Source organism: Streptomyces chartreusis NRRL 3882 (assembly GCF_900236475.1).
In the GTDB taxonomy this organism is placed as follows: Bacteria; Actinomycetota; Actinomycetes; order Streptomycetales; family Streptomycetaceae; genus Streptomyces; species Streptomyces chartreusis_D.
This window is the reverse complement of sequence record NZ_LT963352.1, coordinates 2,204,762-2,218,387: the sequence shown is the minus strand read 5'-3', so window position 1 is coordinate 2,218,387 and position 13,626 is coordinate 2,204,762. Positions and strand designations below refer to the sequence as shown.

The 13,626-nt window shown below is 72.5% G+C and carries 10 protein-coding genes; 7 read left to right on the top strand and 3 right to left on the bottom strand.

The genetic code is table 11. The features are described from left to right. Positions 1–57 precede the first annotated feature (57 nt). Positions 58–4,125, bottom strand: coding sequence for a bifunctional nitrate reductase/sulfite reductase flavoprotein subunit alpha (locus tag SCNRRL3882_RS09795; protein ID WP_029180746.1), 4,068 nt, complete (start codon positions 4,123–4,125; stop codon positions 58–60). A gap of 194 nt (positions 4,126–4,319) precedes the next feature. On the opposite strand from SCNRRL3882_RS09795, the gene SCNRRL3882_RS09790 reads away from it, so the two are divergent. The 4 genes from SCNRRL3882_RS09790 (at position 4,320) to SCNRRL3882_RS09775 (ending at position 7,007) form a co-directional block, all read left to right on the top strand. Then, positions 4,320–4,715: a cell division protein SepF gene (locus tag SCNRRL3882_RS09790; protein ID WP_010033798.1), complete on the top strand. Its 396-nt coding sequence runs from the start codon at positions 4,320–4,322 to the stop codon at positions 4,713–4,715. Between the two features lie 108 nt (positions 4,716–4,823). Continuing rightward, positions 4,824–6,017, top strand: a complete 1,194-nt coding sequence (locus tag SCNRRL3882_RS09785) for an AAA family ATPase (RefSeq protein ID WP_010033801.1) — start codon at positions 4,824–4,826, stop codon at positions 6,015–6,017. Beyond that, positions 6,014–6,337, top strand: coding sequence for a nucleotide pyrophosphohydrolase (locus SCNRRL3882_RS09780; RefSeq protein WP_029180747.1), 324 nt, complete (start codon positions 6,014–6,016; stop codon positions 6,335–6,337). The genes SCNRRL3882_RS09785 and SCNRRL3882_RS09780 overlap by 4 nt, the downstream gene beginning before the upstream one ends. A 199-nt stretch (positions 6,338–6,536) precedes the next feature. Further along, positions 6,537–7,007: a DUF6099 family protein gene (locus tag SCNRRL3882_RS09775; protein ID WP_010033807.1), complete on the top strand. Its 471-nt coding sequence runs from the start codon at positions 6,537–6,539 to the stop codon at positions 7,005–7,007. A gap of 44 nt (positions 7,008–7,051) precedes the next feature. On the opposite strand, the gene SCNRRL3882_RS41080 is transcribed toward SCNRRL3882_RS09775, so the two are convergent. After that, entirely contained in the window at positions 7,052–7,225 is a 174-nt protein-coding gene (locus SCNRRL3882_RS41080) for a hypothetical protein (protein ID WP_010033808.1), read from the bottom strand. 237 nt (positions 7,226–7,462) lie between these two features. Between SCNRRL3882_RS41080 and SCNRRL3882_RS09770 the strand changes: the two genes are divergently transcribed. After that, the gene (locus SCNRRL3882_RS09770; RefSeq protein WP_010033810.1) at positions 7,463–8,386 is read left to right on the top strand and encodes an LLM class F420-dependent oxidoreductase; all 924 of its coding nucleotides are present in this window, start codon (positions 7,463–7,465) and stop codon (positions 8,384–8,386) included. Between the two features lie 100 nt (positions 8,387–8,486). Here SCNRRL3882_RS09770 and SCNRRL3882_RS09765 read toward each other — a convergent pair whose 3' ends face one another. Next, the gene (locus tag SCNRRL3882_RS09765) at positions 8,487–9,299 is read right to left on the bottom strand and encodes an SAM-dependent methyltransferase (RefSeq protein ID WP_010033812.1); all 813 of its coding nucleotides are present in this window, start codon (positions 9,297–9,299) and stop codon (positions 8,487–8,489) included. A 161-nt stretch (positions 9,300–9,460) separates the two neighbouring features. Here SCNRRL3882_RS09765 and SCNRRL3882_RS09760 point away from each other — a divergent pair, with 161 nt between their 5' ends. Both SCNRRL3882_RS09760 and SCNRRL3882_RS09755 read left to right on the top strand, forming a co-directional pair. Then, positions 9,461–10,924 carry a 3' terminal RNA ribose 2'-O-methyltransferase Hen1 gene (locus SCNRRL3882_RS09760; RefSeq protein WP_010033815.1) on the top strand — a complete coding sequence of 488 codons (1,464 nt, stop codon included), beginning with the start codon at positions 9,461–9,463 and terminating at the stop codon, positions 10,922–10,924. After that, on the top strand, positions 10,921–13,497 hold the full coding sequence (locus SCNRRL3882_RS09755) for a polynucleotide kinase-phosphatase (protein WP_010033817.1): 2,577 nt from the start codon (positions 10,921–10,923) through the stop codon (positions 13,495–13,497). Before SCNRRL3882_RS09760 ends, SCNRRL3882_RS09755 begins: the two co-directional genes overlap by 4 nt. Positions 13,498–13,626 lie beyond the last annotated feature (129 nt).

Here is a 13,626-nt window from a genome sequence, read left to right as displayed (position 1 = left end):
GTGAGGCGAGTAAGGACCTGCGTGCGCCTCAGGAACCGCCAAGGAGTCGCGGCCCGCTCAGTACACGTCCCGTACGTACCGCTTGTCCGCCGCGAGGTGTTTCACGTACGCGGCGGCCTCCGCCTCGCTCAGCCCGCCGTGCGCCACCGCGATGTCCCGCAGGGCCCGGTCCACGTCCCTGGCCATGCGGGAGGCGTCGCCGCAGACGTAGAAGCGGGCGCCGTCGCACAGCCAGTGCCACAGCTCCGGCCCGTGCTCGCGCATCCGGTCCTGTACGTACACCTTGTTGCGCTGGTCGCGGGAGAAGGCGGTGTCCAGACGGGTGAGGGTGCCCTCGTCGAGCAGAGCCGTCAGCTCGTCCTCGTAGTAGAAGTCCGTCGCGCGGTGCTGCTCGCCGAAGAACAGCCAGTTGGGGGCCCGGTGCCCGAGGGCCCGCCGCTCCTGGAGGAAACCGATGAACGGCGCGACGCCGGTGCCGGGGCCGACCATGACCATCGGCGTCGACGCGTCGGCCGGGGGCCGGAAGTGCGGCGAGCGCTGCACGAACACCGGCACCTCGGTGTCCGCCCCGGCGTCGGCGAGGAACGGCGAGCAGACCCCGCCGCGCGGACGGCCGTGCAGGTTCTCGTACCGCACCACGGACACCGTCAGCGACACCTGATGCGGATCGACCAGCGGGCTGGACGATATGGAGTACAGCCGCGGCTGGAGCTTGCGCAGCACCCCGGCCCACTCCTCGGCGCTCGCCCGCACCGCGTACTCGGCGACCACGTCCACGGCCTGCCGCCCCCAGCACCACTGCGCCAGCCCGTCCTTGTTGTCGGGCCGCAGCAGCCTGCGCAACTGGTGCTTGTCCCGGGCCCGTTCGGCGACGAACCGCAGCAGGTCCGGGGTGATCTTCGTGATGTCGAGGTGCCGGCCCAGCGCCTCGGCGAACGGCACCTCGCCCACACCGGCCACCTCGACGGCCGCCCCGGCGTCCAGCCCGGTCACCGCCAGCCACTCCGCCACGAGGGCGGGCGCGTTGACCGGACGCACGCCGAGTGCGTCCCCGGCCTCGTACGCCAGGTCCGTCCCGCTGGTGTCGAAGGTGAACCGCCGGACCTCCTTGCCCGCGCCGGGCCGGCTGAGCAGCCGGTTGCCGACGAGCCGGGCGATCGTGGCGGCGGGCTTGGACTTGGGCTCGGACTTGGGCTTCGGCTCGGGCTCGGGCTTGCGCTCTTCCGCGGTGGTGCCGCCGAGCGCCGAGAGCACCTGGTCGAGCCACGCCCCGGCAGAGGGCTCGTAGTCCGGCTCGCAGTCCGTACGCGGGGCCAGCCGCACCGCGCCCAGCTCGTCGAGCCGCGCGTCCAGCCGGCGCCCGTGCCCGCAGAAGTCGTCGTACGAGGAGTCGCCGAAGGCGAGCACGGCGTACCGCACACCCTCAAGCCGCGGGGCCCCTTCGCCGGAGAGCGTGTCCCACAAGCCGGTGCCGTTGTCGGGCGCGTCACCGTCCCCGAAGGTGCTGGTGATGAAGAGCAGGTCCGCAGTGCGGGCGAGCGCGGCGACGTCCGCCTCGTCCATGCCGACGAGGCTCGTACGGTGCCCGGTCTCGGTCAGCCGCGCGGCGGTGGCGGCGGCGAACTCCTCGGCGTTCCCCGTCTGCGAGGCCCACAGCACCACGACCTCACGGCCGGCCGGCTCCCTCGCGGGGGCGGCCGGTGGCGCCGAGCGCGAGTACATGCCGGCGAGGACCCCGTTGACCCACAGGGCGTGCTCGGGCGTGAAGGGCGCGTCGGGCGGGAGCACCGGAACGCCGGGGGCGCCCGAGCCGAGCCCGGCGAGGAAGCCGGTGAGGTACTGGCGTTCCTGGGCGGACAGGACCGGGGGAGGGGAGGGCTCCAGACCGAAGGGGTCGGCGCCGCCCGGGGTGACCACGGTGGGCGTCAGGGCCGCGACGGGTTCCTCGGACCCGGGCGTCGCAACGGGCGTCGCCACCTTCGCCAGCGAAACGGCACACACCTTGAACTCCGGCTGGAACGACAGCGGATCCACCGCGTCGCTCGTCACCGCGTTGATGCTCAGGTACTCGCCGAACAGGTCGTTCCAGTGGAAGGGCGCGAAGCAGCAGCCCGGCCGCACCCGGTCCGTGACCACCGCCGGCAGCACGGCCCGCCCGCGCCGCGAGGCGACCTCGACCAGATCGCCCTCCACGACCCCGAGCGCGTCCGCGTCCCGCGGATGGAGCTCCACGAAGGGCCCGGGGTTCAGCTTGTTGAGCTTGGCGACCTTCCCGGTCTTGGTGAGCGTGTGCCACTGGTGCTGCACCCGCCCGGTGTTGAGCACGAACGGGTAGTCGTCGTCCGGCATCTCGGCGGCGGGCAGGTGCGGCCGGGCGAAGAAGACGGCACGGCCGCTCGCCGTCGGGAACCGCAGCCCGTCGTCACCCACGTACCGGACGGGATTGCGCTCGGGCCCGTCCTCCCGCGCGGCCGGCCACTGCACGGGCGTCCGGCGCAGCCGCTCATAGGAGACACCGCGCAGGTCCCACTGCGTCTTCGGGTTGTGGAACCGCCGGATCTCCTCGAAGACCTGCTCGGCGCTGTCGTACGAGAACCCCTTCTCGTACCCCATCGCGCACGCGACCTCCGCGATGATCCGCCAGTCGGCCATCGCCTCCCCGGGCGGATCGGCGGCGGCCCGGGTCAGCGTGAGGTTGCGCTCGCTGTTGACGAAGACGCCCTCCGCCTCGGTCCACATCGCGCCGGGCAGGACGACGTCGGCGTACGCGTTCGTCTCGGTGTCCGCGAACACGTCCTGCGTGACGACGAACTCGGCGGCCTCCAGGCCCTCGATGACCGTACGCCGGTTGGCGACCGAGGCGACGGGGTTGGTGCAGATGATCCAGCAGGCCTTGATCTCACCGTCGGCCATCTTCCGGAACATCTCGACGGTGCCCTGCCCGACCCCGTCGGCCCGCAGGGTCCCCGGCGGCAGCTCCCACACCTCCTCGGTGAACGCCCGCTCCTGAGCCACGAGCACCGACCGCTGCCCCGGCAGCCCCGGGCCCATGTAGCCCATCTCGCGCCCGCCCATGGCGTTGGGCTGGCCGGTGAGGGAGAACGGCCCGGCGCCCGGACGGCAGATCGCGCCCGTCGCCAGATGCAGGTTGACCAGGGCGTTGGTGTTCCAGGTGCCGTGGGTGGACTGGTTCAGCCCCATGGTCCAGCAGCTCATCCACTGTGTGCCGGCCTCGCCGATCAGCCTGGCCGCCCGGCGGATGTCGTCCTCGGCGAGCCCGGTGATCTCCGCCACCGCCGCCGGGGCGTAGTCGCCGAGGAACCCGGGCAGGTCCTCCCAGCCCTCGGTGTGGGCCGCGACGAAACCGGGGTCGGTGTGCCCGTCCGCGTGCAGCAGGTGCAGCAGGCCGTTCAGCAGCGCCAGGTCGGTCCCCGGCCGGACCTGGAGGAACAGATCGGCCCTGGCGGCGGTGGCGGTCCGCCGCGGATCCACGACGATCAGCTTGGCGCCCGCCTTGACCCGCTCCATCATCCGCAGGAAGAGGATCGGATGGCAGTCCGCCATGTTCGAGCCGATGACGAGAAAGACGTCCGCCTGATCGAAGTCCTCGTACGAGCCGGGCGGCCCGTCCGCGCCCAGCGACAGCTTGTAGCCGGTGCCCGCGCTCGCCATGCACAACCGCGAGTTGGACTCGATCTGGTTCGTCCGCACGAACCCCTTGGCCAGCTTGTTCGCGAGGTACTGCGCCTCCAGGCTCATCTGCCCGGACACGTAGAAGGCCACCGCGTCCGGCCCGTGCGCGTCGACGATCGTCCGCAGCCGCGCGGCGGTCTCGGCGATCGCGTCGGCGACGGGCGAGGGCACCGGCTCCTCACCCCGGTCGTCCCGGACCAGCGCGGTGGTCAGCCGCCCGGGCGCGGCGAGCAGGTCGGCCGTGGTCGCGCCCTTGGTGCACAGCCGGCCCGCGTTCGCCGGGTGCGCCTTGTCGCCGGACGCCTTCAGGACCGTGCGCCGCCCGTCCGGCCCCATGGCCACATCGAGCACGAGACCGCAGCCCACACCGCAGTACGAGCAGACCGTGCGCACCGCTTGCGTCTCCTGCTGCGGCCGGGGGGTCGTGGTCATGCCCTCGACGGTACGAATGTCCCGTTACGCAGGTGTCACATTGCTTGATCACGAGCAGTTACGCCCGTCACACAGCCGTCTTCCGGCCGTTGTGAGGTGCATCGAGGTGGCGGAGCGTGTCGCTGTTGGGCCGAACGGGTGACCGTGCGCAAGAATTGGCCGATGGAGACAGCCAGCGCGAGCCAGGACGGAGCATGCCGGTGAACAGCCACGATGTCACCGACGAACAGTGGGAGGGGCTCGCCCAGGTCGTGCCGCTGCGGGGCCGGGACGCCTGGCCGTCCTCCGTCGACCACCGGTCCATACCCGAGGCCGAGACGGAGGCGCGACGCCGCTTCGTCGTCCTGCGGGTGAACGTCTTCGCCGACGCCCGTGACGTCGCCGAGACCCTGATGGCCGGCGTGCCGGTGCTGCTCGACCTGACCGGCGCGGAGACGGAGGTCGCCAAGCGCGTCCTCGACTTCAGCACGGGCGTCGTCTTCGGCCTGGCGAGCGGAATGCACCGGGTGGACCGCAACGTGTTCCTGCTCACGCCGGCGGGGACCGAGGTGACAGGGCTGATGGAGGGGGTCGGGGTTCCCGGGGTGTGACGTCGCCCGGGGGTGAGGGTGACGGCCTCTGGGAGCGGGTCGCCCGATCGTGGGAAGCCCCGGAAGACGGAACGGTTCGTCCCGCGGACCAAGTCCTACGGTCCGGACATGACCCAGCCCCCCGCTCCCACGCCCCCCGCTCCCACCCCCCTCGTGCAGCCCGGCCCTCCGGCGGGCGGCGCCGCGCACCCCGAGCGGCCGCGCATCACCGAACTGCGGCTGTCCGCCTTCACCAGCCACCGCCGCGCCGTACTCCCGCTCGGGCCGCTCACCCTCCTCGCCGGTCCCAGCGGCTGCGGCAAGTCCAGTGCGCTGCGGGCGTACGAGGCGCTCGCCCGGCTCGGGGGAGGCGCGGCGCTCGGCGAGGCGTTCCCGGACCCCGTCGCCTGTGTACCGGAGCGGGCCCGGCCCGACGCGCAGCACCGCCGGGGCTTCCGTATCGGCTGCACGGCCGACGGGCCCGCCGGCCCGGTCCGGCTCGATGTCGCCGTGCAGGCCGAGCCTCAACTGCGCGTGGTGGGCGAGCGGTTGACGGCCGGCGGACTGGTCCTGCTGGAGACCGCCCTGCGCGACCCCGGGAAGCGCGCCGTGCAGGCCGCCTGGCACACGGCCGGGCCGACGCCGGTGACCCGTGGCCCGCTGCCGGACGACCGGCTCGGCACCGCCCTGCTGCCGCTGCGCGTGGCCGGCCGGACGCCCGGGCAGCGCAGGGTGCTGGCCGCCGCCGAGCAGATGGTGGTCGCCCTGCGCTCCGTCTTCGCCTGTGACCCCGGTCCCGGCCGGATGCGCGGCCCCGTACCGGCCGGCTCCGGCCGGCTGCTCCGCGACTGCGGCAACCTCGCGGACGTCCTGTTGCGCACCCGCGCCGAGTGCGGACACCGGCACGCGCAGTTCGTCGCGGCGGTACGGGCCGGCTGCGCGGGTCCGGTGGCGGACGTGCTGGCCGAGCCGGCGGCCGGCGGGGCGGTGCGGGCGGTGCTCGACCGGGGCGACGGCATCCGGACGGAGCTCGGCCGGCTGGGCGAGGGGGAGTTGAGATACGTCGCGCTCGCACTGGTGCTGCTCACCGGGCCGGGTGTGCTCGACCTGGACCCGGCCGGCGAGGTGCCCGCCGCCCTCCAGACGCTCACCGTGCTCGCCGACGGCCTCGACCGGGGACTCGATCCCGGGCAGCGGGGCGAACTGCTGCGGCTCGCGGCCCGGATGTGCGAGCGCGGCCACATCCGGCTGGTCGGCGCGGTGAGCGACGCGTCATGGGCCGCCGGGACCGACGGGGTCACGGTGGTACACCTGAAGCCGTGACAGAACCTCTCGACGTGGCGAGACTGCAACGCCGGCTGGCCGAGTTCGCGGCCGCGCGGAACTGGCAGCCCTACCACACACCCAAGAACCTGGCCGCCGCGCTCAGCGTGGAGGCGTCCGAGCTGGTCGAGATCTTCCAGTGGCTGACGCCCGAGGAGTCGGCCCGGGTCATGGCCGATCCGGACACCGCGCACCGGGTCACGGACGAGGTCGCCGACGTGCTCGCGTATCTGCTCCAGCTGTGCGAGGTGCTCGGCATCGACCCGCTGGCCGCGCTGGACGCGAAGATCGACCGGAACGAACGGAGGTTCCCGATCTAGGAGCCGGGCGGTCCACTCCAGGAGTCACACAGTCCGCTTGTACTCTCCGTAATCAAAACGCGACCCGAATCCGAATTGTTGTCCGCAGATTTCCGTCTTCCTCTGGCTTTTCGTCTCACACCCCTTCACTCTGGGTAGTGAACAAGGGAGTTCGGGCGGACGGACGCGCGGAGCGCGTCGGACAGGACGGGGGCAGCGCATGGACGCGGTGCGGCTCATCGTGACGAGCAGGCGGTCCCTGGCCGCGGGCGGCGATGTGCCGGGGGTCCTGGCCGAAGTGTGGCAGGCTCAGGCCCTCGCGCAGGCGATCGGCAGCCGCCTCGCGGTCGCCGGACCGCCCGAACTGCGCGGCGAGGCACTGGGGTTGACGGAGCTGGCGGGCCGCGGCTGCGGTGTCCTCGACCCGCCCGATCTGGCCCCCGGTGAGCTGCGGGCGGGCCAGCTCACCGAGTTGGGCGACGCCCGCCACACCCTGATGTACCTCGGTGGCCTCCTCGGCGAGGTCGGCATCGCCCTCGTGGGCCTCGCCTGCGCCGCGGACGACGAGGGCACGTACTGGCAGTGCATGGAGGCCATCGACGCGGCGGACGAGTCCCGGGACCGCGTCCTGGAGATGCTCCGCAGACTCGCGGACCGGGAACAGGCGTTACCGGAGAGGGAGGCGGGGTAGCGGCTGCCGGAGGCCGGCTCCGGCCCGCCCCGCCGGAGCAGGCCTCAGCCGACCTGCTCCTCCTCGCCCGACCTCCGGTCGGCGTCCCCCGCCGCCTGGAGATCCGCGTCCAGCGCCGACAGGTCCGCGTTCAACGCCGCCATCAGCTCCTCCATCTGCTGCAACAGCCCTTTCGGCTGCCCGGTCCCGCCCTGCTGCGGCACGGTCTCTTCGGACATGACGGCCTCCTCGGCCCCTGGCCCCCGGGGAGGCCGACGCGGGTGACGCCCCGGCGCTCACCGGCCGGTGCGGAAGCCGGGGGCTCCGGCTCCGCCCGAGCCAACGATCACCAACGGGGCCGGTCACTGGCCCGGTCACGGGGGACCCGCGGTATTGACGTAATTTCACCCGACCGGGGACCGGGCGGGACGGGGGTCCGATCCGTCGTCCCACGGCCCGGCGTGCAGGATGGAGGCATGGATCTTCGCATCTTCACCGAGCCCCAGCAGGGGGCCACCTACGACACTCTGCTCACCGTGGCCAAGGCCACGGAGGAGCTCGGCTTCGACGCATTTTTCCGTTCCGACCACTATCTCCGCATGGGCTCCGTGGACGGCCTGCCCGGCCCCACCGACGCCTGGATCACGCTGGCCGGACTCGCCCGTGAGACCAAGCGCATCCGGCTCGGCACCCTGATGACCGCCGGCACCTTCCGGCTCCCCGGCGTGCTCGCCATCCAGGTCGCGCAGGTCGACCAGATGTCCGGCGGCCGGGTCGAACTCGGCCTCGGCGCCGGCTGGTTCGAGGAGGAGCACACGGCCTACGGCATCCCGTTCCCCAAGGAGAAGTTCGCCCGCCTCGAGGAACAGCTGGAGATCGTCACCGGCCTGTGGTCGACGGATCTCGGCAAGACCTACGACTTCCACGGCACCTACTACGACCTCACGGACTCTCCCGCGCTGCCCAAGCCCGCGCAGAAGAAGATCCCCGTGCTCGTCGGCGGCCACGGCGCCACCCGCACCCCGCGGCTGGCCGCGAAGTACGCCGACGAGTTCAACATCCCCTTCGCCTCGATCGAGGACAGCGAGCGCCAGTTCGGCCGGGTCCGTGCCGCCGCCGAGGAGGCCGGCCGCAACGGCGACGACCTGACCTACTCCAACGCCCTCGTCGTCTGCGTCGGCCGGGACGACCAGGAGGTCGCCCGCCGGGCCGAGGCGATCGGCCGTCAGCCCGACGAGCTGAGGCTCAACGGCCTGGCGGGCACCCCGGCCGAGGTCGTCGACAAGATCGGCCGCTACGCCGAGATCGGCGCGAGCCGCATCTACCTCCAGATCCTCGATCTGGACGACCTCGACCACCTGGAGCTGATCTCCTCGCAGGTGCAGTCCCAGCTGTCCTGAGGCCGGTACGCGGCCGGTACGGCAGAACGGCGGGTACGGCAGCACGACAGGACGTCTGTCCGGCGGATCGGGCGTGGCGCGCGATCCGCCGGAGCCACCCTCACGGCTTGCGGCCGACCGCCACGTAGAGGGGCGTCTCCTCGCCCCCGCCCCCGCCGCCGGTCTGTTCCCCGAGCTCGGGATGCCACCGAGCGGCGAGCACCACCCCCGGCTCCACCAGCTCAAGTCCCGTGAAGAACGCCGAGAACTCGGCGTGGGAGCGCACCTGCGCCGCCGTCCCGCCCTTGCGGTACACCTCGACGACCCGCTCCCAGGTCTCCGGGTCGAAGTCGCCCGTGGCGTGGGAGAGCGTCAAGTAGCTTCCGGCCGGCAGGGGTTCGAGAAGCTCGCGCACGATCCGGGCGGGCTCGTCCTCGTCCGCCACCAGGTGCAGCAGGGCCACCAGGGACAGTGCGATCGGCCGGCTGAAGTCGAGGGTCTCCCGTGCCGCCTCGATGATCTTTCCCGGTTCCCGCACGTCGCCGTGGACGTAGGCGGTCTTTCCTTCCGGTGCGCTGTGCAGCAGGGCCTGGGCGTGCCTCAGGACGATCGGGTCGTTGTCCGCGTACACCACCCGGGCCCGCGGGACGATCTCCTGGACGATCTGGTGGAGGTTCGGCTCGGTCGGAATGCCGGTCCCGATGTCGAGGAACTGCCGGACACCTCGCCCGGCCAGCAGCCGGGAGGCGCGGTGCATGAACAGGCGGTTGGTCCGCGCCATTTCCCTGGCGGCGGGGAAGAGCGATATCACCTGCTCGGCCGCCTCCGCGTCGACCGGGTAGTTGTCCTTCCCGCCGAGGTAGTAGTCGTACATGCGTGCCGAGTGGGGTTTGCCGGTGTCGATGTGTCCCGCGCTGGTCCCGGCGTCTGTCACGTGAGGCCTCCGCATCTCCGCGTGCGTGGGCGCTCCTGCGAATCCCCCTCGAACGCCCGGTCGACCGGGAGGCTAGCGAAAATTCCCGGGTGGTGCCGGGGCCGGCTCTGTACGGTGGGGCGTATCCGCAGTTCAGACCACTGATCAGAGGTCGACCCACCGTGTTTCTGACCATCACGACCACCGGCACCCCGGAGCGCCCCGCCACCGATCTCGGCTTCCTGCTGCACAAGCATCCCGAGAAGGCACAGGCGTTCTCCACCTCCTACGGCACGGCCCACGTCCTCTACCCCGAGGCGGACGCCCAGCGCTGCACGGCGGCGCTGCTGCTGGAGGTCGACGCGGTGGCCCTGGTCCGGCGCGGCAAGGGCAAGGGCCGGGGCGGCGCCCCGGACTCGGCACTCGCGCAGTACGTCAACGACCGCCCGTACGCCGCCTCCTCCCTCCTCGCCGTGGCGCTGAGCAACGTGTTCTCCAGCGCGATGAAAGGCGTCTGCAACGCCCGGCCCGAACTGCCCGCCGAGTCCCGGCCGTTGCGCATCGAGGTGCCGGCGCTGCCCGCCCGCGGCGGCCCCGCGCTGGTACGACGGCTCTTCGAGCCGCTCGGCTGGACGGTCACCGCCGAGCCCGTGCCGCTGGACACCGAGTTCCCGCAGTGGGGCGACTCGCGCTACGTCCGGCTCGAACTGGAGTCCGTGGACCGCACCCTCGCCGAGGCCCTGCGCCACCTGTACGTCCTGCTCCCGGTCCTGGACGACGCGAAGCACTACTGGGTCTCCTCCGACGAGGTCGACAAGCTGCTGCGCGCCGGCGAGGGCTGGCTGCCCGGCCATCCGGAGCAGAAGCTGATCACCAGCCGCTACCTCTCGCGCCGCTGGTCGCTGACCCGGCAGGCGACGGAGCGACTGGAGCTGGTGCGGCTGGCGGAGGCGGACGACAGCGAGGTCGAGGAGATCGACAACGCGGTCGAGGCGGAGACCGAGACCGAGGAGCGGCCGACCCCGCTGGCCGTGCAGCGCCGGGAGGCGATCACCGCCGCGCTCAAGGCGTCCGGGGCCGCCCGGGTGCTCGACCTCGGCTGCGGCCAGGGCCAGTTGGTGCAGGCGCTGCTCAAGGACCCGGCGTTCACGGAGATCGTGGGCCTGGACGTGTCGATGCGCGCGCTCACCATCGCGTCCCGGCGGCTGAAGCTGGACCGCATGGGGGAGCGGCAGGCCGCGCGCGTCACACTCCTCCAGGGCTCGCTCGCCTACACCGACAACCGGCTCAAGGGGTACGACGCCGCCGTGCTCAGCGAGGTGATCGAGCACCTCGACCTGCCCCGGCTGCCCGCCCTGGAGTACGCCGTGTTCGGCGCCGCACGGCCCCGGACCGTCCTCGTGACGACCCCGAACGTCGAGTACAACGTGCGGTGGGAGAGCCTCCCGGCCGGTCACGTCCGGCACGGCGACCACCGCTTCGAGTGGACCCGGGCGGAGTTCCGGGCCTGGGCGGAGGCGGTGGCCGAACGGCACGGATACGAGGCCGAGTTCGTGCCCGTCGGCCCGGACGACCCGGAGGTGGGACCGCCCACCCAGATGGCCGTGTTCACACTGACCACCCCGAAGGAGGCGAAGGCGGCATGACCGACGTACGCGAGGGGCGCGTCCTGCCCGTCACCGACCTCTCCCTGGTGGTGCTCGTCGGCGCCTCGGGCTCCGGCAAGTCCACGTTCGCCCGCAGGCACTTCAAGCCGACGGAGATCATCTCGTCCGACTTCTGCCGCGGTCTCGTCTCGGACGACGAGAACGACCAGAGCGCCACCAAGGACGCCTTCGACGTCCTGCACTACATCGCCGGCAAGCGCCTCGCCGCGGGCCGCCGCACCGTCGTGGACGCGACCAGCGTGCAGCCCGAAGCCCGCCGTCAGCTGGTCGAGCTGGCCAGGCGGTACGACGTCCTGCCGATAGCCATCGTGCTGGACGTGCCCGAGGACGTGTGCGCCGAGCGCAACGCGGCCCGCACCGACCGCGCTGACATGCCCCGCCGCGTCATCCAGCGCCACACCCGCGAACTCCGCCGCTCCCTCAGGCACCTGGAGCGCGAGGGCTTCCGCAAGGTGCACGTCCTGCGCGGCGTGGCGGACGTCGAGACCGCCACCGTCGTCACCGAGAAGCGCTTCAACGACCTGACCCACCTCACCGGCCCCTTCGACATCATCGGCGACATCCACGGCTGCTCCGCCGAACTGGAGTCGCTCCTCGACAAGCTGGGCTACACCGACGGAGTCCACCCCGAGGGCCGGACCGCCGTCTTCGTCGGCGACCTGGTCGACCGCGGCCCCGACAGCCCGGGCGTGCTGCGCCGCGTGATGGCGATGGTGAAGTCGGGCGACGCCCTGTGCGTGCCCGGCAACCACGAGAACAAGTACGGCCGGTACCTGCGCGGCCGCAAGGTCCAGCACACCCACGGCCTCGCCGAGACCATCGAGCAGATGGCGGGTGAGAGCGAGGAGTTCGCCGCCGAGGTACGGGAGTTCATCGACGGCCTCGTCAGCCACTACGTCCTCGACGGCGGCCGGCTGGTCGTCTGCCACGCCGGGCTGCCCGAGAGGTACCACGGCCGCACCTCCGGCCGCGTCCGCAGCCACGCCCTGTACGGCGACACGACCGGCGAGACCGACGAGTTCGGCCTGCCGGTGCGCTACCCGTGGGCGGAGGAGTACCGCGGCCGGGCGGCCGTCGTCTACGGCCACACACCGGTTCCGGAAGCAACGTGGTTGAACAACACCATCTGCCTGGACACCGGCGCCGTCTTCGGCGGCAAGCTCACCGCGCTGCGCTGGCCGGAGCGCGAGCTGGTCGACGTACCGGCGGAGCGGGTCTGGTACGAGCCGGCGAGGCCGCTGCGCTCCGAGGCCCCCGGCGGGCAGGACGGCCGCCCGCTGGACCTGGCGGACGTGCGGGGCCGCCGGGTCGTGGAGACCCGGCACCAGGGCCGGATCTCGATCCGCGAGGAGAACGCGGCGGCGGCCCTGGAGGTCATGAGCCGCTTCGCGGTGGACCCGCGGCTGCTGCCGTACCTCCCGCCGACCATGGCCCCGACGGCCACGAGTCACATCGACGGCTACCTGGAGCACCCGGCCGAGGCCTTCGCCCAGTACGCGGCGGACGGTGTCGCGCGCGTCGTGTGCGAGGAGAAGCACATGGGCTCGCGGGCAGTGGCCCTGGTGTGCCGGGACGCGGAAGCGGCCCGCAAGCGCTTCGGCGATGGGGGCACCTCCCGCTCGAGCGCAGCCGAGAGTGGGGGAGGGCCCACCGGGTCCCTCTACACCCGCACCGGCCGCCCGTTCCTCGATGACGCGGCGCTCACCGAGGAGATCCTCGACCGGGTGCGCACGGCGATCGGCGAGGCCGGACTGTGGGAGCACCTCGAGACGGACTGGCTGCTGCTGGACGCCGAGCTGATGCCCTGGTCGCTGAAGGCGTCCGGGCTGCTGCGCTCGCAGTACGCCGCCGTGGGTGCCGCGTCCGGCGCGGTGTTCCCGGGCGCGCTGGCCGCGCTGGAGGGCGCGGCGGCACGGGGCGTCGACGTGACCGGACTGCTGTCCCGCACCCGCGAACGGTCCGCCGACGCCACCGCGTTCACCGAGGCGTACCGCCGCTACTGCTGGACGACGGACGGCCTGGACGGCGTCCGCCTGGCACCGTTCCAGATCCTCGCGGTCCAGGGCCGCAGCCTCGCGGGGCTGCCGCACGACGAGCAGCTCGCCCTGCTCGACCGGCTCGTCGAGCACGACGGCAGCGGCCTGCTCCAGACCACCCGCCGGCTCTACGTCGACACCGCCGACGCGGAGTCGGTCCGGGCCGGTGTCGACTGGTGGCTGGAGATGACCGGCCGCGGTGGCGAGGGCATGGTCGTCAAGCCGGTCGGCGCACTGGTCCGCGACACGCAGGGCCGCCTGGTGCAGCCCGGCATCAAGTGCCGGGGCCGCGAGTACCTGCGGATCATCTACGGCCCCGAGTACACCCGCCCGGAGAACCTGGCCCGCCTGCGCTCCCGGTTCCTCAACCACAAGCGGTCCCTGGCGATCCGCGAGTACGCGCTCGGCCTGGAGGCGCTGGACCGGCTGGCCGAGGGCGAGCCGCTGTGGCGCGTCCACGAGGCCGTCTTCGGCGTCCTGGCCCTGGAGTCGGAGCCGGTGGACCCGCGTCTGTGAGCCGGAGGCCGATCACATCCGGCCAGGCCTGTCCCGCCTGGGACGATCCTGGCCGGACGTCGTCCTTCTGATCCCATTCGTCCCTGGTTAACCGCTGGTTGCCGTGCTAACTTCGCTGGTCGGTCAGGC

Coding starts and splice junctions, on each gene's coding strand:
- SCNRRL3882_RS09795 (WP_029180746.1), bottom strand. CDS start 4,125: ATGACCACGACCCCCCGGCCGCAGCAGGAGACGCAAGCGGTGCGCACG.
- SCNRRL3882_RS09790 (WP_010033798.1), top strand. CDS start 4,320: ATGCCGGTGAACAGCCACGATGTCACCGACGAACAGTGGGAGGGGCTC.
- SCNRRL3882_RS09785 (WP_010033801.1), top strand. CDS start 4,824: ATGACCCAGCCCCCCGCTCCCACGCCCCCCGCTCCCACCCCCCTCGTG.
- SCNRRL3882_RS09775 (WP_010033807.1), top strand. CDS start 6,537: ATGGACGCGGTGCGGCTCATCGTGACGAGCAGGCGGTCCCTGGCCGCG.
- SCNRRL3882_RS41080 (WP_010033808.1), bottom strand. CDS start 7,225: ATGTCCGAAGAGACCGTGCCGCAGCAGGGCGGGACCGGGCAGCCGAAA.
- SCNRRL3882_RS09770 (WP_010033810.1), top strand. CDS start 7,463: ATGGATCTTCGCATCTTCACCGAGCCCCAGCAGGGGGCCACCTACGAC.
- SCNRRL3882_RS09755 (WP_010033817.1), top strand. CDS start 10,921: ATGACCGACGTACGCGAGGGGCGCGTCCTGCCCGTCACCGACCTCTCC.